This is a genomic window from Salmonella sp. WC3 (genome assembly GCF_042932255.1).
GTDB lineage: Bacteria > Pseudomonadota > Gammaproteobacteria > Enterobacterales > Enterobacteriaceae > Salmonella > Salmonella enterica.
The window spans coordinates 35,597-62,058 of the sequence record NZ_CP170629.1; the positions used below are offsets into that span (position 1 = coordinate 35,597).

At 53.1% G+C, this 26,462-nt stretch carries 27 protein-coding genes and 2 pseudogenes; 21 read left to right on the plus strand and 8 right to left on the minus strand.

Annotation, left to right across the window (positions count from 1 at the left end; all coding sequences use genetic code 11):
* Positions 1–26 precede the first annotated feature (26 nt).
* Genes ACFK9X_RS00165 through ACFK9X_RS00175 form a run of 3 tightly spaced genes read left to right on the plus strand, consistent with a single transcriptional unit; the run spans position 27 to position 1,253 of the window.
* Positions 27–374 carry a YidH family protein gene (locus ACFK9X_RS00165; protein WP_000703964.1) on the plus strand — a complete coding sequence of 116 codons (348 nt, stop codon included), beginning with the start codon at positions 27–29 and terminating at the stop codon, positions 372–374.
* The gene (locus ACFK9X_RS00170) at positions 364–726 is read left to right on the plus strand and encodes a DUF202 domain-containing protein (RefSeq protein ID WP_001113454.1); all 363 of its coding nucleotides are present in this window, start codon (positions 364–366) and stop codon (positions 724–726) included. Before ACFK9X_RS00165 ends, ACFK9X_RS00170 begins: the two co-directional genes overlap by 11 nt.
* Positions 723–1,253 carry a radical SAM protein gene (locus tag ACFK9X_RS00175; RefSeq protein ID WP_000147833.1) on the plus strand — a complete coding sequence of 177 codons (531 nt, stop codon included), beginning with the start codon at positions 723–725 and terminating at the stop codon, positions 1,251–1,253. Before ACFK9X_RS00170 ends, ACFK9X_RS00175 begins: the two co-directional genes overlap by 4 nt.
* An 81-nt stretch (positions 1,254–1,334) precedes the next feature.
* Here the strand turns inward: ACFK9X_RS00175 and dsdA are convergent, their stop codons facing one another.
* Both dsdA and dsdX read right to left on the minus strand, forming a co-directional pair.
* Entirely contained in the window at positions 1,335–2,657 is a 1,323-nt protein-coding gene (gene dsdA, locus ACFK9X_RS00180; protein ID WP_000427991.1) for a D-serine ammonia-lyase, read from the minus strand.
* Positions 2,658–2,674: 17 nt separating this feature from the next.
* On the minus strand, positions 2,675–4,012 hold the full coding sequence (gene dsdX / locus ACFK9X_RS00185) for a D-serine transporter DsdX (protein WP_000543317.1): 1,338 nt from the start codon (positions 4,010–4,012) through the stop codon (positions 2,675–2,677).
* A 225-nt stretch (positions 4,013–4,237) separates the two neighbouring features.
* On the opposite strand from dsdX, the gene dsdC reads away from it, so the two are divergent.
* Together dsdC and ACFK9X_RS00195 are read left to right on the plus strand one after the other, a co-directional pair.
* On the plus strand, positions 4,238–5,161 hold the full coding sequence (dsdC, locus tag ACFK9X_RS00190) for a DNA-binding transcriptional regulator DsdC (protein ID WP_001541637.1): 924 nt from the start codon (positions 4,238–4,240) through the stop codon (positions 5,159–5,161).
* Between the two features lie 63 nt (positions 5,162–5,224).
* Positions 5,225–6,310, plus strand: coding sequence for a cellulase family glycosylhydrolase (locus ACFK9X_RS00195; RefSeq protein ID WP_151115170.1), 1,086 nt, complete (start codon positions 5,225–5,227; stop codon positions 6,308–6,310).
* Here ACFK9X_RS00195 and emrD read toward each other — a convergent pair.
* The 4 genes and pseudogenes from emrD to ACFK9X_RS00215 all read right to left on the minus strand — a co-directional run bounded on the left by emrD (position 6,237) and on the right by ACFK9X_RS00215 (position 8,777).
* On the minus strand, positions 6,237–7,421 hold the full coding sequence (gene emrD, locus ACFK9X_RS00200) for a multidrug efflux MFS transporter EmrD (protein WP_023233626.1): 1,185 nt from the start codon (positions 7,419–7,421) through the stop codon (positions 6,237–6,239). The genes ACFK9X_RS00195 and emrD overlap by 74 nt on opposite strands.
* Positions 7,422–7,623: 202 nt before the next feature.
* Positions 7,624–8,484 (minus strand): DMT family transporter, encoded by an 861-nt coding sequence (locus tag ACFK9X_RS00205; protein ID WP_001531658.1) that lies wholly within the window; start codon positions 8,482–8,484, stop codon positions 7,624–7,626.
* 92 nt (positions 8,485–8,576) lie between these two features.
* Positions 8,577–8,666: a type I toxin-antitoxin system toxin TisB gene (tisB, locus tag ACFK9X_RS00210; protein WP_000117642.1), complete on the minus strand. Its 90-nt coding sequence runs from the start codon at positions 8,664–8,666 to the stop codon at positions 8,577–8,579.
* A pseudogene (locus ACFK9X_RS00215) lies at positions 8,663–8,777 on the minus strand (hypothetical protein). The gene tisB and the pseudogene ACFK9X_RS00215 overlap by 4 nt, the downstream one beginning before the upstream one ends.
* Before the next feature lie 522 nt (positions 8,778–9,299).
* On the opposite strand from ACFK9X_RS00215, the gene ivbL reads away from it, so the two are divergent.
* The 3 genes from ivbL to ilvN all read left to right on the plus strand — a co-directional run bounded on the left by ivbL (position 9,300) and on the right by ilvN (position 11,487).
* Positions 9,300–9,398 carry an ilvB operon leader peptide IvbL gene (gene ivbL / locus ACFK9X_RS00220; protein ID WP_001541152.1) on the plus strand — a complete coding sequence of 33 codons (99 nt, stop codon included), beginning with the start codon at positions 9,300–9,302 and terminating at the stop codon, positions 9,396–9,398.
* Positions 9,399–9,504: 106 nt separating this feature from the next.
* Complete coding sequence (ilvB, locus tag ACFK9X_RS00225; protein ID WP_000168439.1) at positions 9,505–11,193, plus strand: acetolactate synthase large subunit; 1,689 nt, start codon at positions 9,505–9,507, stop codon at positions 11,191–11,193.
* A 3-nt stretch (positions 11,194–11,196) separates the two neighbouring features.
* Positions 11,197–11,487: an acetolactate synthase small subunit gene (gene ilvN / locus ACFK9X_RS00230; RefSeq protein WP_001171826.1), complete on the plus strand. Its 291-nt coding sequence runs from the start codon at positions 11,197–11,199 to the stop codon at positions 11,485–11,487.
* A gap of 1 nt (position 11,488) precedes the next feature.
* Here ilvN and ACFK9X_RS00235 read toward each other — a convergent pair whose 3' ends face one another.
* Positions 11,489–12,274 (minus strand): DeoR family transcriptional regulator, encoded by a 786-nt coding sequence (locus ACFK9X_RS00235; protein ID WP_151115172.1) that lies wholly within the window; start codon positions 12,272–12,274, stop codon positions 11,489–11,491.
* A 324-nt stretch (positions 12,275–12,598) separates the two neighbouring features.
* Between ACFK9X_RS00235 and rbsK the strand changes: the two genes are divergently transcribed.
* From rbsK to ACFK9X_RS00250, 3 genes are read left to right on the plus strand one after another with little or no spacing between them, the layout of a single operon-like run.
* Positions 12,599–13,519, plus strand: coding sequence for a ribokinase (rbsK, locus tag ACFK9X_RS00240; protein ID WP_079903622.1), 921 nt, complete (start codon positions 12,599–12,601; stop codon positions 13,517–13,519).
* Positions 13,520–13,549: 30 nt separating this feature from the next.
* Positions 13,550–14,866, plus strand: a complete 1,317-nt coding sequence (gene fucP, locus ACFK9X_RS00245) for an L-fucose:H+ symporter permease (protein ID WP_000998361.1) — start codon at positions 13,550–13,552, stop codon at positions 14,864–14,866.
* An 11-nt stretch (positions 14,867–14,877) separates the two neighbouring features.
* Positions 14,878–15,891 (plus strand): aldose 1-epimerase family protein, encoded by a 1,014-nt coding sequence (locus ACFK9X_RS00250; protein WP_151115173.1) that lies wholly within the window; start codon positions 14,878–14,880, stop codon positions 15,889–15,891.
* Here ACFK9X_RS00250 and ACFK9X_RS00255 read toward each other — a convergent pair.
* Positions 15,837–16,022 (minus strand): annotated as a pseudogene (locus ACFK9X_RS00255) (hypothetical protein); the annotation flags it as partial. The gene ACFK9X_RS00250 and the pseudogene ACFK9X_RS00255 sit on opposite strands and share 55 nt — an antisense overlap.
* A gap of 22 nt (positions 16,023–16,044) precedes the next feature.
* Here ACFK9X_RS00255 and uhpA point away from each other — a divergent pair.
* From uhpA to ACFK9X_RS00305, 10 genes are all read left to right on the plus strand, one after another.
* Positions 16,045–16,635 carry a transcriptional regulator UhpA gene (gene uhpA, locus ACFK9X_RS00260; RefSeq protein ID WP_000633672.1) on the plus strand — a complete coding sequence of 197 codons (591 nt, stop codon included), beginning with the start codon at positions 16,045–16,047 and terminating at the stop codon, positions 16,633–16,635.
* Positions 16,635–18,137, plus strand: a complete 1,503-nt coding sequence (gene uhpB, locus ACFK9X_RS00265; RefSeq protein ID WP_001091247.1) for a signal transduction histidine-protein kinase/phosphatase UhpB — start codon at positions 16,635–16,637, stop codon at positions 18,135–18,137. The genes uhpA and uhpB overlap by 1 nt, the downstream gene beginning before the upstream one ends.
* Positions 18,138–18,146: 9 nt before the next feature.
* Entirely contained in the window at positions 18,147–19,475 is a 1,329-nt protein-coding gene (locus ACFK9X_RS00270; protein WP_151115175.1) for an MFS transporter, read from the plus strand.
* 142 nt (positions 19,476–19,617) lie between these two features.
* A complete protein-coding gene (gene uhpT, locus ACFK9X_RS00275) occupies positions 19,618–21,009 on the plus strand; it encodes a hexose-6-phosphate:phosphate antiporter (protein ID WP_000879181.1) in 1,392 nt (463 codons plus the stop codon).
* 192 nt (positions 21,010–21,201) lie between these two features.
* Positions 21,202–21,654, plus strand: a complete 453-nt coding sequence (locus ACFK9X_RS00280; RefSeq protein ID WP_001519640.1) for a DUF1198 domain-containing protein — start codon at positions 21,202–21,204, stop codon at positions 21,652–21,654.
* A gap of 376 nt (positions 21,655–22,030) precedes the next feature.
* A complete protein-coding gene (locus ACFK9X_RS00285) occupies positions 22,031–22,774 on the plus strand; it encodes a GntR family transcriptional regulator (protein ID WP_000854956.1) in 744 nt (247 codons plus the stop codon).
* A gap of 17 nt (positions 22,775–22,791) precedes the next feature.
* Positions 22,792–23,265: a PTS sugar transporter subunit IIA gene (locus ACFK9X_RS00290; RefSeq protein ID WP_151115177.1), complete on the plus strand. Its 474-nt coding sequence runs from the start codon at positions 22,792–22,794 to the stop codon at positions 23,263–23,265.
* A complete protein-coding gene (locus ACFK9X_RS00295; RefSeq protein WP_000041396.1) occupies positions 23,262–23,549 on the plus strand; it encodes a PTS sugar transporter subunit IIB in 288 nt (95 codons plus the stop codon). Before ACFK9X_RS00290 ends, ACFK9X_RS00295 begins: the two co-directional genes overlap by 4 nt.
* 75 nt (positions 23,550–23,624) lie before the next feature.
* Positions 23,625–24,983 carry a PTS galactitol transporter subunit IIC gene (locus tag ACFK9X_RS00300; protein ID WP_000997824.1) on the plus strand — a complete coding sequence of 453 codons (1,359 nt, stop codon included), beginning with the start codon at positions 23,625–23,627 and terminating at the stop codon, positions 24,981–24,983.
* Positions 24,976–26,460 carry an L-fuculokinase gene (locus ACFK9X_RS00305; RefSeq protein ID WP_151115179.1) on the plus strand — a complete coding sequence of 495 codons (1,485 nt, stop codon included), beginning with the start codon at positions 24,976–24,978 and terminating at the stop codon, positions 26,458–26,460. Before ACFK9X_RS00300 ends, ACFK9X_RS00305 begins: the two co-directional genes overlap by 8 nt.
* The last annotated feature ends 2 nt before the right edge of the window (positions 26,461–26,462 follow it).

Consider the following 26,462-nt stretch of genomic DNA (forward strand, 5'->3'; position numbering starts at 1 on the left):
TACATAAGAACGTAAAAGGAGTCGTCATGAAGATTTCCCGCCTCGGAGAAGCGCCGGATTATCGCTTCTCACTGGCAAATGAGCGCACCTTTCTGGCGTGGATTCGCACCTCGCTGGGATTTCTGGCGGCAGGCGTCGGTCTTGATCAGCTCGCCCCGGATTTTGCCACGCCGGTGATCCGTGAACTGCTGGCGCTACTGTTGTGTCTGTTTGCGGGCGGCTTGGCGATTTATGGCTATCTACGCTGGTTACGTAATGAAAAAGCGATGCGTCTGAAAGAGGATTTGCCCTATACCCACAGCCTGTTGATCATCAGCGTTATTTTGATGATTGTCGCGGTGATTGTAATGGGGCTGGTACTGTATGCCGGATAGTCGTAAAGCCCGTCGGCAGAACGATCCGGGACTGCAACCGGAGCGTACGTCGCTGGCCTGGTTTCGCACGCTGCTGGGATACGGGGCGTTAATGGCGTTAGCCGTCAGGCACCACTGGCATCAGGCGGGGTTCTTGTTCTGGGTGTCGATCAGCGTTCTGGCGATAGTGGCGGTGATTCTTTGGCGTTATACCCTGAGTCGTAATTTGATGGATGTCGCGCATAGCGATTTTTCCGAAACTCATGTCGTGCGTGACAAATTTTTGATCTCCCTCGCGGTGTTGTCGCTCGCAATCCTGTTTGCTGTTACCCATATTCGCCAACTTATTGCATTTATCGGGAATTTTATATGACAGGACGTCAGGACATTGTCGTGAGTGATGACCAGATTCAGGTCGTCGTAAATCGCCAGAATAGCCAGCGCCCTCAGCAACTGTACCGTAACTTACAACGGCTCGGCATTCGCAATGTCCATTTTATCCCATTGTTGGAACATGACCGGAACGGAATGTTGACCGAGGATTCATTGTGTTCAGCAGACTGGGGGCGGTTTTTAAATAGCGTATTTGATATTTGGGTACGTGAAGATATTCAGCGTATCTCGGTCCGCCTTTTTGATGAGACGCTACAGCAGTGGTGCGGCGGCAGGAATGGTGCTAAAACGCCGGACAAGGCGCCGCTAAGCGCTGAATGTCAGAAGTGTTCTTTATTACGATTTTGCGGCGGCGGATGCCCTGAGCATCGGGATAGCCAGGGGAAAAATCAGCTTTGCGAGGGCTACCAGACCTTTTTTAACTACTCCTCGCCGCATATGCGGGTGATGCGGGATTTACTGAAACAGCATCGCTCGCCGGAGGAGTTGATGGCGATGCTGCGTTAACGTCACAGGCCTGATAAGCGTAGCGCCATCAGGCGATGGCGTGCCGGATGGCGCAGCCGTCTTTCCGGCACTGAGCGAGTATTAGCGTCCTTTCGCCAGGTATTGTTCCATTTCATCCTCCGGCACCATGCCGCCCCCGGTTGCCCATACCAGATGCGTCGCGTTGCCGAGCTGCGTCTGACTGAATCCATGCCTTTGCTGATACGCGACGGAGGCGCAAATGCGCTGTGGCCCGGCCATCCCCGCCAGAGCTGATGGCTCCAGTCGAATTCCTTCCTCCTGCGCCAGCCAGCCCAGCATGTCATACATTGTTTGATCGTCTAAGGTATAGAGGCCGTCAAGCAGACGCTCCATTGCCCGACCAACAAAGCCCGAAGCGCGACCTACCGCCAGGCCGTCAGCCGCCGTCAGGTTATCAATACCGATATCTTGTACTGAGATGGCATCGTGCAGACCGGTATAAACGCCGAGTAACATGCAGGGTGAATGGGTCGGTTCGGCAAAGAAACAGTGGACGTTGTCGCCAAACGCCAGTTTCAGGCCAAAGGCGACGCCGCCAGGGCCGCCGCCAACGCCGCACGGTAGATAAACAAACAGTGGGTGACTGGCGTCAACGACGCGTCCCTGCTGCGCGAATTGCGCTTTCAAACGCTGACCCGCTACCGCATAGCCCAGAAATAGCGTGCGGGAGTTTTCATCATCGATAAAGAAACAGTTTGGATCGGATTGCGCTGCTTTACGGCCCTGCTCAACCGCCACGCCGTAATCATCTTCGTATTCTACGACCGTCACGCCGTGGCTACGCAGCTTCGCTTTTTTCCAGGCGCGGGCGTCGGCAGACATATGTACCGTCACTTTAAAACCGATGCAGGCGCTCATGATACCGATCGATAGCCCCAGATTGCCGGTTGAACCGACGGCGATACTGTACTGGCTGAAGAATTGTTTAAATTCCGGCGAAAGCAACACGCTATAGTCATCGTCGGTGGTTAACAGACCCGCCTCCAGCGCCAGTTTTTCCGCGTGCGTTAGCACCTCGTAGATGCCGCCGCGCGCTTTAATGGAACCAGAGATTGCCAGGTGACTGTCTTTTTTTAACAGCATTTCACCGTCGATCGTTTGCCCATACTCTTTTTCCAGCCGCTTTTGCATGGCCGGAATAGCGACCACGTCAGATTCGATCATGCCGCCAGCGGCGGCGGTTTGCGGAAACGCTTTCGCCAGATACGGCGCAAAGCGCGCCAGACGGTCATGGGCGGCGTTTACGTCCTGCTCCGTCAGGCCGACATACGGTAGACCTTGTGCAAGAGAGGTGGCGCCCGGGTTAAACCAGGTGGTTTCTTTGAGGGCGACCAGATCCTCGACCAAAGGATACCGGGCGATGAGCTTTTGTATGTTTTCCATAGTACGTCTCTTTACGATCAGATGATAAAGGAAAGCAGGAATGTGCCAGCCAGTGCAACGACAGATGCGATAAACGTGGCCGTCGTATAGTATTTAAACGTTTCATTCAGCGTAGCGCCGCAATACTGCTTGACCAGCCAGAACAGGGAATCGGTCACGATCGTGCAGCCAATGGCGCCGGAACCGATGGCAATAGCGATGATCTCCGGGCTGACGTCAGGATAGAGCGGCAGCATGGGCGCAACAATCGCCGTGGCGCCCATCATCGCCACCGTCGCAGAGCCGACCGCCGCGTGCAGAATCAGCGCTACCAGCCACGCCAGCAGAATCGGGTGCATATGCATATTTGAGAGGATCACCGCCAGCGTGTCCGCCAGCCCGCTACTTTTGAGAATGGCGTTGAACGCGCCGCCCGCGCCGATAATCAGCAGGATGTTCGCAATGGCGCCAAAGCCGTTTTCGGTGTGGGTAAGTAGCGCGCTCATACCCATATGCTGGCGCAGACCGAGTATGTAATACGCCACAAAGACAGCGATAAACATCGCGGTGATCGGATTACCGATAAACTCCAGCAGCGTATACAACGTGCCGTCTTTCGCCATATTCAGTTCAGCGACGGTTTTCACCAGCATCAGGCCAATCGGCAGCAGAACGGTAAACAGCGTTGCGCCCAGCGACGGCAGGGTGTTTTCGGCGCGCACTTCAAGATCCGCAAACTCTGTCGGTACGGGCTTGAACGGCAGACGATTACCCAGAAACTTTAAGAACAGCGGGCCGCCGACCAATGAGGCCATCAGTCCGACCAGCAGACCGTAGACAATCACCGAGCCGATATCCGCCCCCAGTTTATTTGCGACAAACAGCGCAGCCGGATGCGGCGGTACCACGCAATGGACGGCCATCAGCGCGGTACACAGCGGAATGGCCAACTTCAGCAGCGAGGTATGGGTCTTTTTAGCGATAGAAAACGCCAGTGGGATGAGCAACACGACGCCCACTTCCACGAACAACGTGATACCGCAAATCAGCCCCACCAGTACCATGATCACGTCAGCAGAGAGCCAGCGGCAGCGCTGGAGCGTAAGCCCGATGCGTTCCGCCGCGCCGGAAACCTCCATCATTTTGCCGAGGATGGTGCCAAGACCGATAACGGCGGCCAGAAAACCGAGCGTACCGCCTATTCCGTTTTCTATCGCCGTGACCATCTCCAGCGGCCCCATGCCCATCATCGCGCCGACAAAGAAACTGGCGAGCAGTAACGCCAGGAAGGGGTGGAATTTAAACTTCACGATGGTCAATACGATTAACACGATGCTGATCAGCAGCGTGCTCACTACCCAGATTTGAGCGTGCATATCTCACCTACCCTGTGATTAATCTGTTCTTATTGGACAGAAAAACAGCACCCCCTGACAAACGATATAATTTGCCATTCACATGATGTAAATTGAATCAATTATGTGATTTTCATCTAATATTGCCTTTATTTTGCGATATGGTTCATTTTGCTTCATCTATGTGCGGATTTTTTCAGCGCGTTTTTTTACACTTCGGGAAATTAAAAGATGACTGAGGTTGCCATGGAACCCCTTCGCGATACCCGAAACCGCTTACTCAACGGCTGGCAGTTATCCAAACTCTATACTTTTGAAGTCGCGGCCAGACACCAGTCCTTTGCTCTGGCGGCAGATGAGCTGTCGTTAAGCCCCAGTGCGGTAAGCCATCGTATCAATCAACTGGAAGCCGAGTTGGGAATCCAGCTATTTGTCCGCTCTCACCGTAAAGTGGAGCTTACCCATGAAGGCAAACGGGTATTCTGGGCGCTGAAATCGTCGCTGGATACGTTGAATCAGGAAATCCTCGATATCAAAAATCAGGAACTGTCCGGCACGTTGACCGTGTATTCACGCCCCTCTATCGCCCAGTGCTGGCTGGTGCCCGCGCTGGGGGACTTTACCCGTCGCTATCCGTCAATTTCTCTCACTATGCTGACCGGCAACGATAACGTTAACCTACAGCGTGCCGGCATTGACCTGGCTATCTATTTTGACGATGCGCCGTCGGCGCAGCTCACGCACCATTTTTTAATGGATGAGGCGATTTTGCCCGTTTGCAGCCCGGATTACGCCCGTCGTTTCGCCTTGCAGGACAACCTGAATAACCTGCGGCACTGTACGCTCTTACACGACAGACAGGCGTGGAGTAACGATTCTGGCACCGATGAGTGGCACAGTTGGGCGCAGCATTTTGCGGTAAATTTGCCGGATTCATCCGGCATTGGCTTCGATCGTTCTGATTTAGCAGTGATTGCCGCGATGAACCACATTGGCGTGGCGATGGGACGTAAACGGCTGGTGCAAAAGCGTCTCGACAGCGGTGAACTGATTGCGCCTTTTGGTGACATGAGGCTGAAATGTCATCAGCATTATTATGTCACCACTCTGCCTGGCAGGCAGTGGCCGAAAATCGAGGCATTTATTCGCTGGTTGCAGGAACAGGTGTGAAGATTTATTACGCTTTGCCGCTACACCTGCCGGGAGAGAATATGCTAAATACGTGCTATCACCGTGGTAAAAATTTTAGGGGGCGTCGTGTTTAAACCGCTTATTGCCTCTCTCATGCTGACCAGCGCGGTCGTCTATGCGAAACCGATGCCTTTGACGGCGGCGCGCTATGCGCAGCAGCTTGGCGTTGGGATGGATGTTGACTGGGCGCGAACGGAACGGGGTATTCGTGAGTTTGATCCGTTGGTCGTGCGGGATTTTAAGGCAAAAGGGTTAACGCATGTCCGTATTCGTGTGGCAGGCGCGCCGACGGAAGCGCGCCTCATCCATTTGCGTAAGCTGGTAGAAGCCTGCGAATACTATGGCGTCATACCCATTATTGCCTATCAGGCGGATGCGTATAAAACCGATCCCAGCGCCAGCCATGAAAAGGAGCTGATTAACTGGTGGAGCGTGGTCGCGCGCTATTTTGGCCAGACATCCCCGCTTCTGGGGTTCGATCTCATTTATGAGCCTGCCGACAAACTTAATCATAATATGGCGTCGCTGAATCGCGTATATGACAAAACCATCCGCCTGATTCACGCCATTGATCCACAGCGTATGATTTTCGTTGCCCCCCGCATGCGCGCCGCGCCGGAGGATTTGTCGGCGCTTAAACTGCCGGCGCAAAGCCAGAACTATGTACTGGCGGAGTGGCACATCTTCCCGTGGGGCCCCCTGAAAAGCGGCGGTAAATATCCGTGGACATCAGGCACGGCGGCGGAAAAAGCGGCGATTCGGGCACGGATTAATGCCGCGGTTCGCTGGCAGCATAAGACCGGCCATGCAAGCTGGGTGGGCGGATGGGCGACGGGAGAGTCGATAAAAATGACGCCGGTCGCTTCACAGTTCGCGTTTGCCCGTTTTATGGCCTGCGAGCTGAAAAAAGCGCATATCCCGTATGCGATAAACGCGGATACTCAGTTTTATGACGGCGAAGAAGGAGCGTGGCGTCCGGCGCAGGAGCCCCTGCTCAATGCGATGATCGCGCCGGAATGTGAAACGCCCGGCAAAAAGCCGGGCGAGGGGAACGTTAAACCGTCTGTCCCTGATGCGATATCCGTGACGCCAGCGGCAGCCAGCACGCCAGGATCAGCAATCCCATAAGGGTCATCAACAGTCCCAGACTGCCCTGACCGTTTTGCGGCAACATTGCCGAAAGCCACGCCAGTACGCCGGAACCAATATTTTGCAGCCCGCCGACCAGCGCGCCAGCGGTGCCTGCGAGGAACGGAAACGGCTCCATCGCGCCGCTGGTGGCCAGTGGAAATAACATCCCGGCGCCGAAGAAAAACAGCGCAGCGGGGATGAGTAGCGTCCAGACGTTCATCACGCCAAACCAGCCGGGAATCCACATCATAAGGCCTGCCAGCAGACAGCAGATAACTGACTGCCACATCAGGGTTGAGAAGCGTTTATTCGGGCGTCCGGCAAACCAGGCGCCGAAGAACGCCGCCGGAATCGGCAGAATAAACAGAATGCTTACCACCATACTGCTGAGACCTAATACTGCCCCCATCAGCACGCCGGAACAGGCTTCAAAGACCGCAATGCCAGCCAGCCCGCCGATTAGCATCAGCAGGTAACAGTTAAATGCGCCGTTGCCAAACAGCGTTTTATAGCTGGCGATCAGCCGTGTGCGCGGCGCGCCGGCGGGGCGGGTTTCCGGCATCCAGCGCGCCATGCTGAAGGTGACGCCAGCGCAAAGCACCAGCAGGAAAGCGTAACACGCGCGCCAGTTCCACAGGGTGTCCAGCAGACCGCCAATCAGCGGCGCTAACAGCGGGCTAACCAGAATCCCCATATTTAACAGGCTATTGGCGTGACGAAGTTGCGTTCCTTCATACAGATCGCGCGGGAGCGTTCTCGCCATTACTCCACCAACGCCGGTTCCCATCCCTTGCATGGCGCTGGCGGCAATCAACACCGTCAAACTATGCGTGGTCATGGCGAACAGGGTCGCTACCATAAAAATAGACATGCCGACGAGGATTACGGGGCGGCGCCCAACCCGGTCGGAAAGCGGGCCGTAAAACAGTTGCGAGACGCCGTAGGTCAGGAGGTAAGCAGCCATTACGCTCTGGACGGCGCCTTCCCGGACGTTTAGCGCTTGTGCCATATCGGCGATGGCGGGAATATAAATGGTTTGCGCCATCTGCCCTACGGCCACCAGTAACACCAACATCAACAACAAATTGACGTTTCTCTGCCTTTTCATTTCGCTGATTACTTTTCAAAAAAAGAAAAAATAAGAATAACTTGCTGCGCATTCCCATAAATGCGAGAGGAATCTATCACACCAGAAAAAGAAGGCCAGACAGCAACCAGCAATGGCAGACGAAGGAACGGCAGGATATGTAAACAAAAGCGGCAACAAATGTTGCCGAGAATGTGTTACGTCTGCGGCTGTCATTGGGCAATCATGACAGACGGAGTAAAATCGCCCCGAGGGCAATCCCGCCTGCCGCCACCAGACGTAGCCCGGCCACTTTCTCTTTAAGCAACAGCCAGGCTATCAGCGCGCCGAATAAAATCGACGTCTCACGCAGCGCGGCGACCACCGCCAGCGGCGCCTGGGTCATAGCCCATAGCGCCAGCCCATAAGATCCCATAGTGCCAATCCCGCCAAAAATGCCTTTTTTCCACTGTTGCGCCAGATAACGCGACGCTTCCCGCCGCCGCGCAATCATCGCCCAGGTTAACAGGCAGGCGCCGTTGAGAAAAAATGACCATAGCGTATAGCCCAGCGCCGTTTCGGAGAGTCTTACGCCGGTCCCGTCCACCAGCGTATATCCGGCAATAAAACAGGCGTTAGTTAATGCCAGCACGACACCACGTTGAGAACTGGCGCGGCCATTACAGGCCATCCCAAGTATCGCCATGCAGATCACTGCGATGCCGACCCAGGCCATCGACGACAGGCTGTCGCCAAGAAACAGAACGCTAATGAGCGCCACCAGCAGCGGCGCGGTGCCGCGCATAAGAGGATAGGTCTGGCTCATGTCCGAGACCTGATAGGTTTTCGCCACCAGGACGGTATACACCACCTGGAGCGCGGTAGAGGCCGCTAAAAAAGGGATACTGGCGTGAGCTGGCTGCGGCGAGAAGGGCAAAAGGATCAATGCCATGACCGCCGCGGAACCGCTGACGCCGATCGCGGCGTAGAGCTTATCGTTTCCCGCTTTGACAATGGCGTTCCAGCTGGCATGTAGCAGCGCGGCGAACAGCAAAATGCAGAAAACGGAAAGGGTCATAGCGTCAGGCGTCGTTGAGGGTGTCATAAAAACGTAACATACCCGGGAAGCGAAAGACCAGCGGATAAGGTGAAAGGGGAGCGGTTGCCCGCTCCCCTTCGGTGCGGCTTGAATCTGAATTACTTAAGGTATTTCAGAACAGCATCAAGCAGTTGCAGTGCTGCAACAATGAGTTTCAGGATAAGAATGGTGATATCCACTACGCTCATACGCGTCTCCTGTGGTTAAGGAGCACTGCCAGCCGACGTACCTTTCCGCTGCCTGTTGCCAGCTGTTGCGCACGCGATCCCTTTTGCGAGGAATAGTGTGCGTGTTGACATAACACAGTGTGCTCACGAGGGGGTTAAGGCGCTGACGGCACCACCCGTTTCAGCCAGGACTTCGTTGCGCCGGTTTACGATGCGGCCCCCGCATAACACATTGTGTCAAAGACATTATAGTTAAGTACTGTGTAAATGAACAGTAATTTATAGACAGAACGGAGCTTCTGATCCATACTCAAATTCATCAAAATTCGCGCCGAAATTGCGCGTTCTGCACAGAACGCGTATACTTCTGCTGTTGACATAACACAGTGTGCTTCGCGGCTACCACCCGCATTACGCTGTAAGAACCTCGCTTCGGCGAGGTTTTTTGTTTTCCGGCATTGTGAAACGCGTAATCATCAATCCCGGCGATTACCGGAGGGCGCTACGCTTATTACGCCTATACTCAAAGCGTGTAAATTCGTAGAAAAATGTGATCGCTGACGCATTTTTGTGCAGATGAAAATTTTTCCGTTGTCATGCTGAAAGCGCTGTGCTTGTATAAAACGTGTTAATAACAAACAGACAAGGCCCCTAATGAACCCTTCCATGCTGAACGCGACCCTACTAACAACTGCGCCATCTCGCGCAGTGGTCGTCGTGCGTGTGGTGGTGGTCGTCGGCAATGCGCCGTAGGGTCCGGAACACACACGATTCCAAAACCCCGCCGGCGCAAACCGGGCGGGGTTTTTTGTTTAAGACACCTTCCCGGAACGTCGGCTCAGAATAAAAGGAATGGAGCATGGCAAGTTCGGGCACAACATCTACACCTCAGCGCTTTACGGGCGCGGAATTTATTGTTCATTTTCTGGAGCGCCAGGGGATTCGTATCGTCACCGGCATTCCCGGCGGTTCGATCCTCCCCGTTTACGACGCGTTAAGCCAAAGCACGCAAATCCGTCATATTCTGGCGCGCCATGAACAAGGCGCGGGGTTTATTGCGCAGGGGATGGCGCGGACGGAGGGTAAACCTGCTGTTTGTATGGCCTGTAGCGGGCCGGGCGCGACCAATCTGGTCACGGCCATTGCCGATGCGCGCTTGGATTCCATTCCGTTAATCTGCATTACCGGGCAAGTTCCGGCGTCCATGATCGGTACTGACGCGTTTCAGGAAGTGGATACCTACGGTATCTCTATCCCCATCACCAAGCACAACTATCTGGTCAGAAATATCAATGAGCTGCCTCAGGTGATGAGCGATGCTTTTCGTCTGGCGCAGTCGGGGCGTCCTGGCCCGGTGTGGATAGACGTTCCTAAAGATGTGCAGACGGCGACCATTGAGCTGGATGCGTTGCCGTCGCCGGCGGAAAAATCACCCCCGCCGGAGTTTAGCGCGGAGAGTATCCGCGAGGCCGCCGCAATGATTAACGCGGCGAAGCGTCCGGTGCTGTATCTGGGCGGCGGCGTGATCAATGCGCCGACACGCGTGCGCGAACTGGCGGAAAAAGCGCAACTGCCGACGACAATGACCTTAATGGCGCTGGGAATGCTGCCTAAGGCGCATCCGCTGTCGTTAGGAATGCTGGGAATGCACGGCGCGCGCAGTACCAATTTTATTCTGCAAGAGGCCGATTTACTGATTGTTCTGGGCGCGCGTTTTGATGACCGGGCGATTGGCAAAACGGAGCAGTTTTGTCCGAACGCCAAAATCATCCATGTGGATATCGATCGCGCCGAGTTAGGCAAAATTAAGCAGCCGCATGTGGCTATTCAGGCGGATGTCGATGATGTACTGGCACAGTTAATTCCCCATATCGAGGCACAGCCGCGGGAAGCATGGCATCAGTTGGTGGCGGACTTGCAGCAAGAATTCCCTTGCAGTATTCCCCAGGAAAATAACCCGCTTAGTCACTATGGGCTGATTAATGCGGTCGCCGCCTGTGTGGACGACAACGCGATTATTACCACTGACGTAGGTCAGCATCAGATGTGGACCGCGCAGGCTTATCCGCTCAACCGTCCGCGTCAGTGGCTGACTTCCGGCGGGCTGGGTACCATGGGGTTTGGTCTGCCCGCGGCGATTGGCGCGGCGCTGGCGAATCCGGGCAACAAGGTGCTGTGTTTTTCCGGCGACGGTAGTTTGATGATGAATATTCAGGAGATGGCTACCGCCAGTGAAAACCAGTTGGATGTGAAAATTATCCTGATGAATAACGACGCGCTGGGACTGGTACATCAGCAACAGAGTCTGTTCTATAAACAGGGCGTTTTTGCGGCGACCTATCCGGGGAGCATCAACTTTATGCAGATTGCCGCCGGGTTTGGTCTGGATACCTGTGATTTGAATAACGAAGCCGATCCGCAGGCGGCGTTGCAGGCTATCATTCGTCGTCCTGGACCGGCGTTGATCCATGTGCGCATTGATGCAGAAGAAAAAGTGTATCCGATGGTGCCGCCGGGCGCGGCAAATACAGAGATGGTGGGGGAATAAGCCATGCAGAAACAATCACATGATAACGTTATTCTGGAGCTGACCGTTCGCAACCACCCTGGCGTGATGACCCACGTCTGCGGGCTGTTCGCCCGACGCGCTTTCAACGTTGAGGGTATTCTCTGTTTACCGATTCAGGGTAGCGATCAGAGCCGCATCTGGCTTCTGGTCAATGACGATCAGCGGCTTGAACAGATGATCAGTCAGATCGATAAACTGGAAGACGTGGCGAAGGTGGTACGAAACCAGTCCGATCCCACCATGTTCAATAAAATTGCCGTCTTTTTTGAGTAAGTTATTCACTTTCCGAATCAGGCGTGATGACTTTGACGGAACCATTCCGACAGTGAACGGCATAATCTGTCGGTAATGGGCGATCGCTAATCAGGACATCAAAGGCAGAAAGCGGACCAATGCTGGCAGGCGCGACCTCATCAAACAGGGCGTGACGCGCCAGCAAAATTTTGCGCAGACCGCGCTCCATCGCTTTACGTTTGGCGGCAAGATCATCCGGGTTAAACCAGCTCACGCCAAAATGTTCATGTACGCCGCTGGCGGAAATAAACACTTTGCGCGGATTGAGCGAATCCAGCGCCGAAGGATTATTGGCATCATAAAAGGCATCGCTCTTGGCCCGATAGGTGCCGCCGCACAGAATCGCCGTGGCATTAGGCTTTTCATTCAGCGCGATAAATACCCGATGCGAGTAGCAAATCCCGGTAAAGGTAATATCATCCGGTATCATGCTGATAACTAATGGCATTTCCGGACCGTTATCAAAAAAAACCAGATCGTTTTCACGCACCAGGCCGGCGGCCAGGATCGCAACGGGAAGGTCGTCCCGATGATGCGTCTTTTTCGCCGGCAGCGGCATATTGGTTGAAGACGTAGGCTTATTTACCATGACGATATAGCCGCCGAGCAGCGTCAGCGGTAAAGGGTCATCATCCTGGCTGAGATCGCGGCGAATGGTCATCACCGAAACTTCCAGTATCCGCGCGGCGTCTTTCAGATGGATTCGATCGGTCTTTTTCAGTAGCTCCATCAAGCGTCGGATACGTTCTTTTTGCTTGGTCTCCATTCACCCTCTCCACAAATCATGTTGTTATGTTCCATCAGTAACATTTATGTGTTTCTGAGAACATTACAGTGTGGCACTACTATACGTCCGGCCGTCAGGAAATAAAAGTGGGTTTATTCGCGTTTTATAACAATAAATAGTTAATTTTCAGTAAATTGTAACCCTAAAAATGATTTAATGCGCGTATGTTCCGCCAGGGATTGTTCACGAAGTAAATGGCAAAATGATCCTCTAATCGCGATCATAGTCACAAATGATACGGAAGTAACATGATAATGTTATTTTAATATCATTGTCGTGTGACGATTTCTGAGAGGGAGTAAAATGGATATCGCGGTTATTGGCTCTAACATGGTGGACCTTATCACCTACACCAACCAGATGCCCAAAGAAGGGGAAACTCTGGAAGCGCCGGCGTTTAAAATCGGCTGCGGCGGAAAAGGGGCGAACCAGGCCGTGGCGGCCGCTAAGCTCAATTCAAAAGTATTGATGTTGACCAAAGTGGGCGATGATATTTTTGCCGACAACACCATTCGTAATCTCGAATCCTGGGGGATCAATACGACGTATGTAGAAAAAGTACCGTGTACCAGCAGTGGCGTAGCGCCGATTTTCGTCAACGCCAACTCCAGCAACAGCATTCTGATCATCAAAGGCGCTAACAAGTTTCTCTCGCCGGAAGATATCGATCGCGCGGCGGAAGATTTAAAAAAATGCCAGCTTATTATTCTGCAACTGGAAGTTCAGCTTGAAACGGTTTATCACGCAATAGAATTTGGCAAGAAACACGGGATTGAAGTGTTATTAAACCCTGCGCCAGCATTACGGGAATTAGATATGTCTTATGCCTGTAAATGCGATTTCTTTGTACCCAATGAAACCGAGCTGGAAATATTAACCGGTATGCCAGTGGATACCTATGACCATATTCGCGCAGCGGCACGTTCGCTGGTAGATAAAGGGCTGAACAATATTATTGTCACCATGGGCGAGAAAGGCGCGCTGTGGATGACGCGTGACCAGGAAGTCCATGTTCCGGCGTTTAGAGTGAACGCTGTTGATACCAGCGGCGCGGGCGATGCCTTTATCGGCTGTTTCGCGCATTACTACGTCCAGAGCGGGGATGTGGAAGCCGCCATGAAAAAAGCCGTTCTCTTTGCCGCTTTCAGCGTCACCGGGAAAGGCACCCAATCCTCTTATCCAAGTATTGAGCAATTTAATGAGTATCTTTCGTTGAACGAATAACAATCACCCTGCACTGTTAAAGGTAGCACTATGAACGATAAAAACATCGTTCAGATGCCCGACGGGTATCTGAATAAGACACCTCTGTTCCAGTTTATTTTGTTATCCTGTTTATTCCCATTATGGGGATGCGCAGCCGCGTTAAATGATATTCTGATTACGCAATTTAAAAGTGTATTTTCGCTGAGCAACTTTGCTTCGGCATTAGTACAAAGCGCCTTTTATGGCGGTTATTTTTTAATTGCTATTCCGGCCTCGCTGGTCATTAAAAAAACCAGTTATAAAGTGGCGATACTTATCGGCCTGACGCTATACATTGTCGGCTGTACGCTCTTTTTCCCGGCGTCGCACATGGCGACCTACACCATGTTCCTCGCGGCGATTTTCGCCATTGCGATTGGCCTGAGTTTCCTGGAAACGGCGGCGAACACCTACAGTTCGATGATCGGGCCGAAAGCCTACGCCACGCTGCGGCTGAATATCAGCCAGACCTTTTATCCGATCGGCGCGGCGGCAGGCATTTTATTGGGTAAGTATCTGGTCTTTTCCGAAGGGGAAAGCCTAGAAAAACAGATGGCGGGCATGAATGCCGAGCAAGTCCACAACTTCAAGGTGCTGATGCTGGAAAACACTCTGGAACCCTATAAGTACATGATTATGGTTCTGGTAGTGGTGATGGTACTGTTCCTGCTGACGCGTTTCCCGACCTGTAAAGTCGCGCAAACCGCGAGTCATAAACGCCCCTCGGCGCTGGATACGCTACGCTATCTCGCCAGCAACGCCCGTTTCCGTCGCGGTATTGTGGCGCAGTTCCTGTATGTGGGAATGCAGGTGGCGGTCTGGTCGTTCACTATCCGTCTGGCGCTGGAGTTAGGCGATATCAATGAGCGCGATGCCTCAACCTTTATGGTCTACAGCTTCGCCTGCTTTTTTCTCGGCAAGTTTATCGCCAACATTCTGATGACACGCTTTAACCCGGAAAAAGTCCTGATCCTTTACTCTGTGATCGGCGCGCTGTTCCTGGCCTATGTAGCGCTGGCGCCCAGCTTTAGCGCGGTATACGTGGCGGTGCTGGTCAGTGTTCTGTTTGGCCCCTGCTGGGCGACCATTTATGCCGGAACGCTCGATACCGTCGATAACGAACATACCGAAATGGCGGGGGCGGTCATCGTGATGGCGATTGTCGGCGCGGCGGTGGTTCCTGCGATTCAAGGTTATGTGGCGGACATGTTCCACTCGCTACAGCTCTCATTCCTGGTTTCCATGCTGTGCTTTGTTTACGTTGGCGTTTACTTCTGGCGCGAAAGCAAAGTGCGCGGCAACCTGGCTGAAGTCGCCGCGTCCTGAGGAGATCAACCATGACAACACGTATTACATTATGGCGGGAGCTTTTTAACGAGCAGCCGCGTATCTTGCTGGAAAATGATGATTTTACGGTTACGGCGTTTCGTTACGCCAGCGGCGTGGAAGGACTGAAAATACAAAACAGCCGCGGTCATCTGGTGATTCTGCCCTGGATGGGGCAGATGATTTGGGACGCGCAGTTTGACGGTCATGATCTGACTATGCGCAACATGTTCCGCCAGCCGAAGCCGGCTGCGGAAGTGGTGGCAACGTATGGTTGCTTTGCTTTCCATTCCGGACTATTGGCGAATGGCTGCCCGTCGCCGGAAGATACACATCCGCTGCACGGCGAGATGCCCTGCGCTGCCATGGACGACGCCTGGCTGGAGTTAGAGGGCGACAGTCTGCGCGTGACCGGGCGCTACGAGTATGTGATGGGGTTCGGTCATCATTATCAGGCGCAACCTGCGGTGGTAATGCGTAAAGCAAGCGCGCTGTTTGATATTCAGATGACCGTGACTAACCTGGCTTCAGTCGCCATGCCGCTACAGTACATGTGCCACATGAACTATGCCTATGTGCCGAACGCCACGTTCCGCCAGAATATCCCGGATACCGCGCTGAAGTTACGCGAGTCGGTGCCGGCGCATGTCAAACCCACGGCGCAGTGGCTGGCGTTTAATCAACGGCTTTTGCAGGGTGAAGCCTCGCTGGCAACGCTCAACGCGCCTGGCTTTTACGACCCGGAAATCGTGTTCTTCGCCGATGAACTGGACAAGTACACGGATACCCCGGAATTCAGTATGATCGCCCCGGATGGCACCACGTTCGTGACACGTTTCGCCAGCGCGGAGCTGAATTACGTGACCCGCTGGATTCTTTATAACGGCGATCAGCAGGTAGCCGCCTTTGCCCTGCCCGCGACCTGTCGGCCTGAAGGTTTTCTCGCGGCGCAGCGAAATGGAACCTTGCTTCAACTGGAACCGCAGCAAACCCGGACGTTCACCGTCACGACAGGCATTGTCTGACCGCTCAAGGCTTGAACAGCCGCGCGCTTATCGTTAAGGTAAGTGCTTTTGCCGGATGGCGGCATTAATGCCTTATCCGGCCTACAACGGCACCTGCCCGTAGGCCTGATAAGCGCAGCGCCATCAGGCATGCCTTAGCGCCAGGATGAACCCATGATTACCGTTGCCCTTATCGACGACCACCTTATCGTCCGCTCCGGCTTTGCACAGCTACTGGGGCTGGAACCCGATTTGCAGGTGGTCGCTGAGTTTGGTTCCGGGCGCGAAGCGTTGGCAGGCTTACCGGGGCGCGGCGTACAGGTGTGTATCTGCGATATCTCGATGCCGGATATTTCCGGACTGGAGCTGCTAAGCCAACTGCCAAAAGGGATGGCGACGATCATGCTCTCGGTTCACGATAGCCCGGCGCTGGTGGAACAGGCGTTGAACGCCGGCGCGCGCGGTTTTCTCTCTAAACGCTGTAGTCCGGATGAACTGATCGCCGCGGTGCATACGGTGGCGACGGGCGGCTGCTATTTGACCCCCGATATTGCCGTGAAACTGGCGGCGGGTCGGCAAGATCCGCTGACCAAACGCGAGCGTCAGGTGGCGGAAAAACTCGCCCAGGGTATGGCGGTAAAAGAGATTGCCGCCGAGCTGGGGCTGTCGCCAAAAACGGTGCATGTCCATCGCGCGAATCTGCTGGAAAAATTAGGCGTCAGCAATGACGTTGAACTGGCGCATCGCATGTTTGACGGTTGGTAATGAACACCTTTTTTTCCCGTTTAATCACCGTTGCTGCCTGCTTTTTTATTTTCTCCGCCGCGTGGTTCTGCCTGTGGAGCATCAGCCTGCATCTGGTAGAGCGCCCGGAGCTGGCGGCGCTGCTCTTTCCCTTCGGCCTGCGCCTGGGACTTATGCTGCAATGCCCGCGCGGATACTGGCCAGTATTGCTGGGCGCGGAGTGGCTGCTGGTGTACTGGTTGGCGCAGGAAGTTGCGCTGGCCCATCTGCCGCTTTTGATGATCGGTGGTGTGTTGACGCTACTGCCCGTGGCGCTGACTTCGCGTTACCGCCATCAGCGCGACTGGCGCACGTTATTGCTTCAGGGCGCGGCCCTCACCGCCGCGGCGCTACTGCAATCTCTGCCCTGGCTGGGGCAGGGGGAAGCGGCATGGAACGCGCTACTGCTGACCCTCACGGGTGGTCTGACGCTGGCCCCCATCTGCCTGGTTTTCTGGCACTATCTCACCAGCACTACCTGGCTGCCGCTGGGACCATCGCTGGTATCGCAGCCGGTAAACTGGCGCGGGCGGCATCTGATCTGGTATCTGCTGCTGTTTATCGTCAGTCTGTGGCTGCAACTGGGGTTACCTGCTGAACTTTCGCGCTTTACGCCGTTCTGCCTGGCGTTGCCGATTATCGCGCTCGCCTGGCATTATGGCTGGCAGGGCGCGCTCATTGCCACACTGATGAACGCTATCGCGCTGATTGCCAGTCAGACCTGGCACGATCATCCCGTCGATTTATTACTTTCGCTGTTGGCGCAAAGCCTGACCGGGCTACTGCTTGGCGCGGGCATTCAGCGTCTGCGCGAGCTGAACCAGTCGTTGCAAAAGGAGCTGGCGCGCAACCATCGGCTGGCGGAGCGTCTTCTGGAGACTGAAGAGAGCGTGCGGCGCGATGTTGCGCGTGAGCTGCACGATGACATCGGACAGACCATCACCGCGATTCGAACCCAGGCGGGCATTGTGCAACGACTGGCGGCGGATAACGGCGGCGTGAAGCAGAGCGGGCAACTTATCGAGCAGCTTTCGCTGGGCGTGTATGACGCCGTGCGTCGCCTGCTGGGGCGCTTGCGCCCGCGCCAGCTAGACGACTTAACGCTGGCGCAGGCCATCCGTTCGCTGCTACGCGAAATGGAGCTGGAAAGCCGCGGTATTGTCAGTCACCTCGACTGGCGAATTGACGAAACGGCGCTGAGTGAAAGTCAGCGCGTGACGCTGTTTCGCGTCTGTCAGGAAGGGCTGAATAACATCGTAAAACATGCCAATGCCAGCGCGGTGACGCTCCAGGGCTGGCAGCAGGATGAGCGGCTGATGCTGGTGATTGAGGATGACGGCAGCGGCCTGCCGCCGGGCTCTCAGCAGCAGGGCTTCGGCCTGACCGGAATGCGCGAACGCGTGTCGGCGCTCGGCGGGACGCTAACCATCTCTTGTACCCACGGTACGCGGGTGAGCGTCTCGTTGCCCCAGCGTTACGTTTAAGGAAGGATAATGCTTTCGTTTTTAAAAGCCCCGGCCAACGCGCCGCTCATCACCGATAAGCACGAGGTTGACGTCCGCTATCGCTACTGGCGGCGGCACATCCTGATCACCATTTGGTTGGGTTACGCGCTGTTCTATTTCACCCGTAAAAGCTTTAACGCCGCCGCGCCGGAAATCCTTGCCAGCGGCATTCTGAGTCGCAGCGATATAGGCCTGCTGGCGACGCTGTTTTACATCACCTACGGGGTGTCGAAATTTGTCTCCGGCATCGTTAGCGATCGCTCTAACGCTCGCTATTTTATGGGCATCGGGCTGATTGCGACCGGCGTAGTGAATATTCTGTTCGGCTTCTCGACCTCGCTGTGGGCCTTTGCTCTGCTATGGGCGTTGAACGCCTTTTTCCAGGGGTTTGGATCGCCGGTTTGCGCCCGTTTGCTGACCGCCTGGTACTCGCGTACCGAGCGCGGCGGCTGGTGGGCGTTATGGAACACCGCGCATAATGTCGGCGGGGCGCTGATCCCTCTCGTTATGGCTGCTGTCGCCCTGCATTATGGCTGGCGCGTCGGGATGATGGTGGCCGGATTGCTTGCCATCGGGGTGGGCATGGTCCTCTGCTGGCGGCTGCGCGACCGTCCGCAGGCGATTGGTTTACCGCCGGTAGGCGACTGGCGGCACGATGCGCTGGAGGTCGCCCAACAGCAAGAGGGCGCGGGACTAAGCCGCAAAGAAATCCTCGCTAAATATGTGCTGTTGAATCCCTATATCTGGCTGCTTTCGTTGTGTTATGTCTTAGTGTACGTGGTGCGCGCGGCGATCAACGACTGGGGCAACCTGTATATGTCCGAGACGCTGGGCGTGGATTTGGTCACGGCCAACACGGCAGTATCGATGTTTGAGCTGGGGGGATTTATCGGCGCGCTGGTGGCGGGCTGGGGCTCGGACAAACTCTTCAACGGTAACCGCGGACCGATGAATTTAATCTTCGCTGCCGGGATTCTGCTCTCTGTGGGTTCGCTGTGGCTGATGCCATTCGCCAGCTACGTCATGCAGGCGGCCTGTTTCTTCACCACCGGTTTCTTTGTCTTCGGCCCGCAGATGCTCATTGGCATGGCGGCGGCGGAGTGCTCGCATAAAGAGGCGGCGGGCGCGGCCACCGGCTTTGTCGGCCTGTTCGCCTATCTCGGCACGTCGCTTTCCGGCTGGCCGTTAGCGAAAGTGCTGAAGATCTGGCACTGGACCGGTTTTTTTGCGGTCATCGCCATCGCGGCGGGGATCTCTGCGCTATTGCTGCTGCCATTTCTGAACGCTCAGGCCCCGCGCGAGACCAGCGAAGAGTGATGCACCTCACCTTTTTGCGCTGAATGGGGCAAAACTAAGAAATTTTCCCGGTTTTGCCTGGACGCTGTCGCAGGCCTCTTTTCCTGTGGATTTTTACAATGCCTGCCATTCGCAGGTATAAAAATTAGCTCAGGAGTAATCCATGCTGGCCTTCTTAAACCAGGTGCGCAAGCCGACCCTGGATCTGCCGCTCGATGTGCGGCGTAAAATGTGGTTCAAGCCGTTCATGCAGTCCTATCTGGTGGTTTTTATCGGCTACCTGACCATGTACCTGATCCGCAAAAACTTTAACATCGCGCAGAACGACATGATCTCTACCTACGGGTTGAGCATGACCGAGCTGGGGATGATTGGCCTGGGCTTCTCGATCACCTACGGCGTGGGGAAAACGCTGGTTTCCTACTACGCTGACGGTAAAAATACCAAGCAGTTTCTACCGTTTATGTTGATCCTTTCCGCTATCTGTATGCTCGGCTTCAGCGCCAGCATGGGCGCGGGGTCAACCAGTCTGTTTCTGATGATCGCTTTCTATGCCCTGAGCGGTTTCTTCCAGAGTACCGGCGGATCGTGCAGCTACTCGACCATCACCAAATGGACTCCGCGTCGTAAACGCGGCACCTTTCTCGGCTTCTGGAATATCTCCCACAACCTCGGCGGCGCGGGCGCGGCAGGCGTGGCGCTGTTCGGCGCTAACTACCTGTTCGACGGTCACGTCATCGGCATGTTTATCTTCCCGTCGATTATCGCGCTGATTGTTGGCTTTATCGGTCTGCGTTTTGGCAGCGACTCCCCGGAATCTTACGGTCTGGGTAAAGCTGAAGAACTGTTCGGCGAAGAGATCAGCGAAGAGGATAAAGAGACTGAAGAAAACGAAATGACCAAGTGGCAGATCTTTGTTGAATATGTGTTGAAAAACAAAGTGATCTGGCTGCTGTGCTTCTCCAATATCTTCCTGTATGTGGTACGTATTGGTATCGACCAGTGGTCAACCGTCTACGCCTTCCAGGAACTGAAACTTTCTAAAGAGGTGGCGATTCAGGGCTTTACCTTGTTTGAAGTGGGCGCGCTGGTCGGCACGTTGCTGTGGGGCTGGCTCTCTGACCTGGCGAACGGTCGTCGCGCGCTGGTAGCCTGTGTGGCGCTGGCGTTGATCATCGCCACCCTCGGCGTCTACCAGCACGCCAGCAACCAGTATGTCTATCTGGCCTCGCTGTTCGCGCTCGGTTTCCTGGTGTTTGGGCCGCAGCTATTAATTGGCGTGGCGGCAGTCGGTTTCGTACCGAAAAAAGCCATCGGCGCTGCGGACGGTATCAAGGGAACCTTCGCTTATCTTATCGGCGATAGCTTTGCCAAGCTGGGTCTGGGCATGATTGCCGACGGCACCCCCGTTTTTGGTCTGACCGGCTGGGCGGGCACCTTCGCCGCGCTGGACGCCGCCGCGATCGGCTGTATCTGCCTGATGGCGATGGTCGCCGTGATGGAAGAGCGCAAAATCCGCCGTGAGAAAAAAATTCAGCAAGTCAATATCGCTTAAATGTGTGCATTTGGTAACGTTTTGCCCGGCTTAACGCCGGGCTTTTTTATGCCTTGCGTTCGTCAGACAGGACATCCGGTGTCTGGCGTAAATGAAGACAGGCGTTAATAAATCACATCCTGACAGGCCAGAACGTCGACAGTTATAAATTTACCGTTATGATGGGCATCCTGTTTGGTGACGGATGTGCGCATGATTTGGTTGATTCTGGCCACGTTTGTGGTGGTGTTTATTGTGGGTTTTCGGGTGCTGACATCGGATACCCGCCGGGCGATTCGCCGCCTGAGCGAACGTCTGAATATTGATGTAGTACCGATAGAATCGATGATTGATCAGATGGGTAAAACGGCAGGCGGTGAATTTTTACAGTATCTGCATCGCCCTGATGAGTCGCATTTGCAAAATGCCGCTCAGGTGTTACTAATCTGGCAAATGGTGATTGTCGATGGCGGCGATCAGAATTTGCAGCGGTGGCATCGGTTGCTGCAAAAAGCGCGTTTAGCCGCGCCGATCACCGATACACAGGTACGGCTGGCGCTGGGCTTTTTGCGCGAAATGGAACCCGATATGCAGGAGATCAACGCGTTTCAACTGCGCTATAACGCCTTTTTTCAGCCGGAAGAGGGTGTCCACTGGCTGCATTGATACTCTTCACTATCTCGTTAACAAAAGACGAGATGAATGAGGCTGGCAAGGGCGGCGAGCCACGATTAACGGCCGGATGGCGCTGCGCTTATCCGGCCTGGAGACGCGATTCATCGTTAGCCAAATAAAGCGTAGCTGCCATCGTATTTGCTAAGGGTTAACCACAGAAGTAACGCACCGAATAACCGCTAACGACGCCAAAACGTCAGAGACTTATAGCTCATCATTTCCGTGACATATATCACGGAAATGTGATCTTGTTTTGAACACTAAAACTGTGACTCCTTGCCATACCTCCTGTCTCAAAATTTCTTATCATAAACTCGAAGTTGTACATGATTGTCTATAGACAACTCTAAATGTTTAGGCGCGCACCATGAAAACATTGAGTAAAAGTTCACACATCCCACTGTATCAACAGGTTGTGGAGTGGATAAGGGAAAGTATTTATAGCGGAGAATTAGTTGAGGATGACCGGATACCTTCAGAGTTTCAAATCATGGATATGCTGGAGGTGAGTCGCGGTACCGTTAAAAAAGCGGTTGACCAACTTGTCCGCGAAGGTGTTCTTGTGCAAGTGCAGGGTAAAGGAACTTTCGTAAAGAAGGAAAATGTTGCTTACCCACTGGGTGAAGGTTTGCTCTCCTTTGCTGAAGCCTTAGCCAGCCAGAAGATAAACTTCACAACCAGCGTCATAACCTCCCGACTGGAACCCGCTAACCGCTTTGTAGCAGAGAAACTGAGTATCAAACCGGGACAAGATGTTTTATTTCTTAAACGCCTTCGTTGTATTGGCGATGAAAAAGTCATGTTGATTGAAAATCGTATCAACATTGATCTCTGCCCCGGTATTATTGATGTAGATTTTACCAGGGAGAATTTATTTTCAGCAATAGAAAGATTATCTGATAAGAAAATAAGTTTTTCTGAAAGCCGTTACGCAGCCAAATTAATTGGTAATGAGCGAGGCCATTATCTTGATATTGGTGAAGACGCACCTGTTTTGCATTTGGAACAGTTGGTATTTTTCTCTAGAGGATTGGCCATTGATTTTGGTAACGTCTGGTTAAAAGGTAATAAATATTATCTTGGCACTATTTTACAGCGCCTGGATGCCTAACTAGCAAAGAGGAATCTATGCAGGATATTCATTTTCGCCGTCATTATGTTCGCCACCTCCCTAAAGAGGTGAGTCAGAATGACATAATCAAGGCTCTTGCCAGCCCGTTAATTAACGATGGTATGGTTGTATCTGATTTTGCCGATCACGTCATTATGCGAGAACAGAATTTTCCAACGGGTCTACCGGTTGAGCCTGTAGGCGTCGCTATTCCACATACTGATCACAAGTATGTTCGCCAAAACGCCATTAGCGTTGGAATACTGGCAGAACCCATCAATTTCGAAGATATGGGCGGGGAACCAGATCCCATACCTGTCAGGGTGGTTTTTATGCTTGCTTTAGGTGAAAGCAATAAGCAGCTCAACGTACTGGGTTGGATTATGGATGTGATCCAGGATGAGGATTTTATGCAGCAGTTACTGGTCATGAATGATGATGAAATTTATCAGTCAATTTACACACGCATATCTGAAAGAGGTGAAGTATGAGTAAAATGATACTATTTGTTTGCGCAACGGGTGTTGCTACTTCCACGGCTGTGGCAGAAAAAGTAATGGAATATTGTAAAGACAATGGGCTTGATGTTAATTATTCACAAACTAATGTAGCCTCATTGCCAAACAATACCGATGGTGCAGCTTTGGTTGTATCAACAACGAAAGTTCCTTATGAACTGGATATTCCGGTTGTTAGTGGTCTGCCAATCATTACCGGAGTAGGTGAAGATAAAGTTCTTGAAAAAATAGTTTCAATCCTTAAAGGCCAAGCCTGATTTCATAAATAAAAAACAGATAAATTACCCAGGCGCTAACGCGAGGTCTGGTCACATCTGAATAAGAGGTCGGATATGAATGATATAGCACATACTCTCTATACCGTTGTGCAATATGTCCTGGGATTTGGCCCAACGGTTTTATTGCCGCTGGTCCTTTTTTTCCTGGCATTGTTCTTCAAAGTAAAACCCGCTAAAGCACTTCGCTCATCGTTAATTGTCGGAATAGGGTTTGTCGGAATTTATGCCATCTTTGACATACTTACCAGCAACGTAGGCCCGGCTGCACAGGCAATGGTTGAGCGAACTGGTATTAGCCTTCCTGTTGTCGATTTAGGCTGGCCACCATTGGCCGCAATTACCTGGGGCTCGCCAATCGCACCTTTTGTCATCCCGCTGACGATGCTGATTAATGTCGCCATGCTGGCCCTGAATAAGACACGTACTGTTGATGTCGACATGTGGAACTACTGGCACTTTGCCCTGGCTGGAACGCTGGTTTACTACAGCACAGGGAGTTTTGTTTTGGGTCTGTCCGCAGCCGCTATTGCCGCGATCGTGGTTCTCAAACTGGCGGACTGGTCTGCGCCATTAGTGGCAAAGTACTTTGGTCTGGAAGGTATTTCACTTCCGACCCTGTCATCTGTTGTCTTCTTTCCGATTGGATTGCTGTTCGATAAAATTATCGACAAGATCCCGGGCGTTAACCGTATTCATATTGATCCGGAAAACGTTCAGAAAAAAATGGGAATCTTCGGCGAGCCTATGATGGTGGGTACTATTCTGGGGGTCTTGTTGGGCATCATTGCCGGGTATGACTTTAAACATATCCTGTTGCTGGGGATCAGCATTGGCGGTGTCATGTTCATTCTTCCGCGTATGGTACGAATTTTGATGGAAGGTTTATTACCTCTGTCTGAAGCCATTAAGAAATATTTGAATGCCAAATATCCTGGCCGTGATGATCTCTTTATCGGACTGGATATCGCGGTAGCAGTAGGTAACCCAGCCATTATATCTACAGCACTGATTCTGACACCCATCTCTGTCTTTATTGCATTCCTTCTTCCTGGCAATAAAGTCCTGCCACTGGGAGACCTTGCGAACCTGGCAGTCATGGCTTCCATGATTGTACTGGCATGTCGTGGCAATATTTTCCGGGCTGTGATAACCGCAATTCCTGTTATTGTCGCCGACTTGTGGATTGCGACCAAAATTGCGCCATTTATTACCGGTATGGCTAAGGATGTCAATTTCAAAATGGCTGAGGGGTCAAGTGGTCAGGTATCAAGCTTCCTTGATGGCGGTAATCCCTTCCGTTTCTGGCTGCTTGAAATATTCAACGGAAATATTATTGCTATCGGGCTGATTCCTGTGCTTGCGCTGATTATTTATGGTGTTTTTCGCCTGACAAAAGGAACGGTCTATGCCTGATTACCACGCAGCGCTTGTCATTGACATTGGCACAACTAACTGCAAAGTCAGCTGTTATTCCTGTCATGACGCGTCAGTTCTGGAGGTCCGCAAGTTTCCGACGCCAACAATATCGTCGGACAAAGGCGAGGTAGATTTCGATATCGAAGCGCTGTGGCAGGCACTGCGACTGGTAATGGCTGAACTGGTGGCTTCAGTACCGTTTCCGGTAAAAAATATCAGTATTGCGAGTTTCGGTGAGTCTGGCGTCTTTGTGGATAAGGAGGGCGTCATTCTTACCCCGATGCTGGCCTGGTATGATCGACGTGGTGAATCTTATCTCTTGTCATTAAGCAAGGCAGAGGCTGAAGAACTGTATTCTATAACGGGATTGCCACCTCACAGTAATTACTCAGCATTTAAAATGAGATGGTTGCTTGATAACTACTCCTTGCATGAAAGAAAAGATATCTGCTGGTTACATGCACCAGAAGTGTTGTTGTGGCGAATGACAGGTGCGAAAAAGACGGAAATATCCCTGGCCAGTAGAACGTTGTGTCTGGACATTGCTCGCCGTACCTGGTCTCGTAATGCTGCCGGGATTCTCGGCATACCGTTCGGTGTACTGGCTCCGTTGATAAAGCCGGGTGAAGTGGCTGGATGGGTGACGGCAACGCTCAGGCAGGAGTTGGGATTACCACATGAGGTAAAAGTTACCCTGGCCGGACACGATCATATGGTCGGTGCCCGCGCATTACAGATGCAACCGGGCGATGTGCTGAATTCTACCGGCACGACAGAGGGTATTTTACTGCTGAATACACAGCCAACGCTTGATGTGCAGGCTCGCAGGGATAAGCTGGCAAATGGTTGTTACTCCGATGGTGAATTTTTCACGCTTTTCGCTTCTCTGCCTGTCGGCGGTTATGCGCTTGAATGGGTGAAAAAAACCTTTCGTTTAACTGATAAGGAAATAAGCACAGGCCTGGAAAAAGCCATGGAGCAATACCTCAAACCTTCCTGGTCTGTCGAGCATGTGCCGGTATTTATTCCTCATTTGCGGGGCTCGGGTTCGCCAAATAAAAATCGGCACACTCGTGGCCTGCTTTTTGGTCTGACGGATTCACTTCCTCCGGAGTCTCTGCTTGAGAGTGTCTTTATTGGCCTGGCGATGGAGTTTGCACACTGTCACGGGTGCTTTAATATCCCGGCGGGCAGGACAGTAAAAGTCATTGGCCCTGCGGTGAAAAACCCATACTGGCTCCAGTTGAAGGCTGACATCCTCCAGTGTCCAATTGAGGCCATTGCTTTTGATGAAACCGTCTCCCTTGGAGCATTGTTGATAGCCTGTCCGAATGTTGTCCCCCCGACTGTTCCTGTGGCTGAGCGATATTTTCCTGACGCGGTTCGTTCTGCAAAGTTGAAAATATATCAGCAGCAATGGCTGTCATTTTACCAATTTAAACTGCGGCAAGAAGGGGCGCTTATTGGTGAATAACT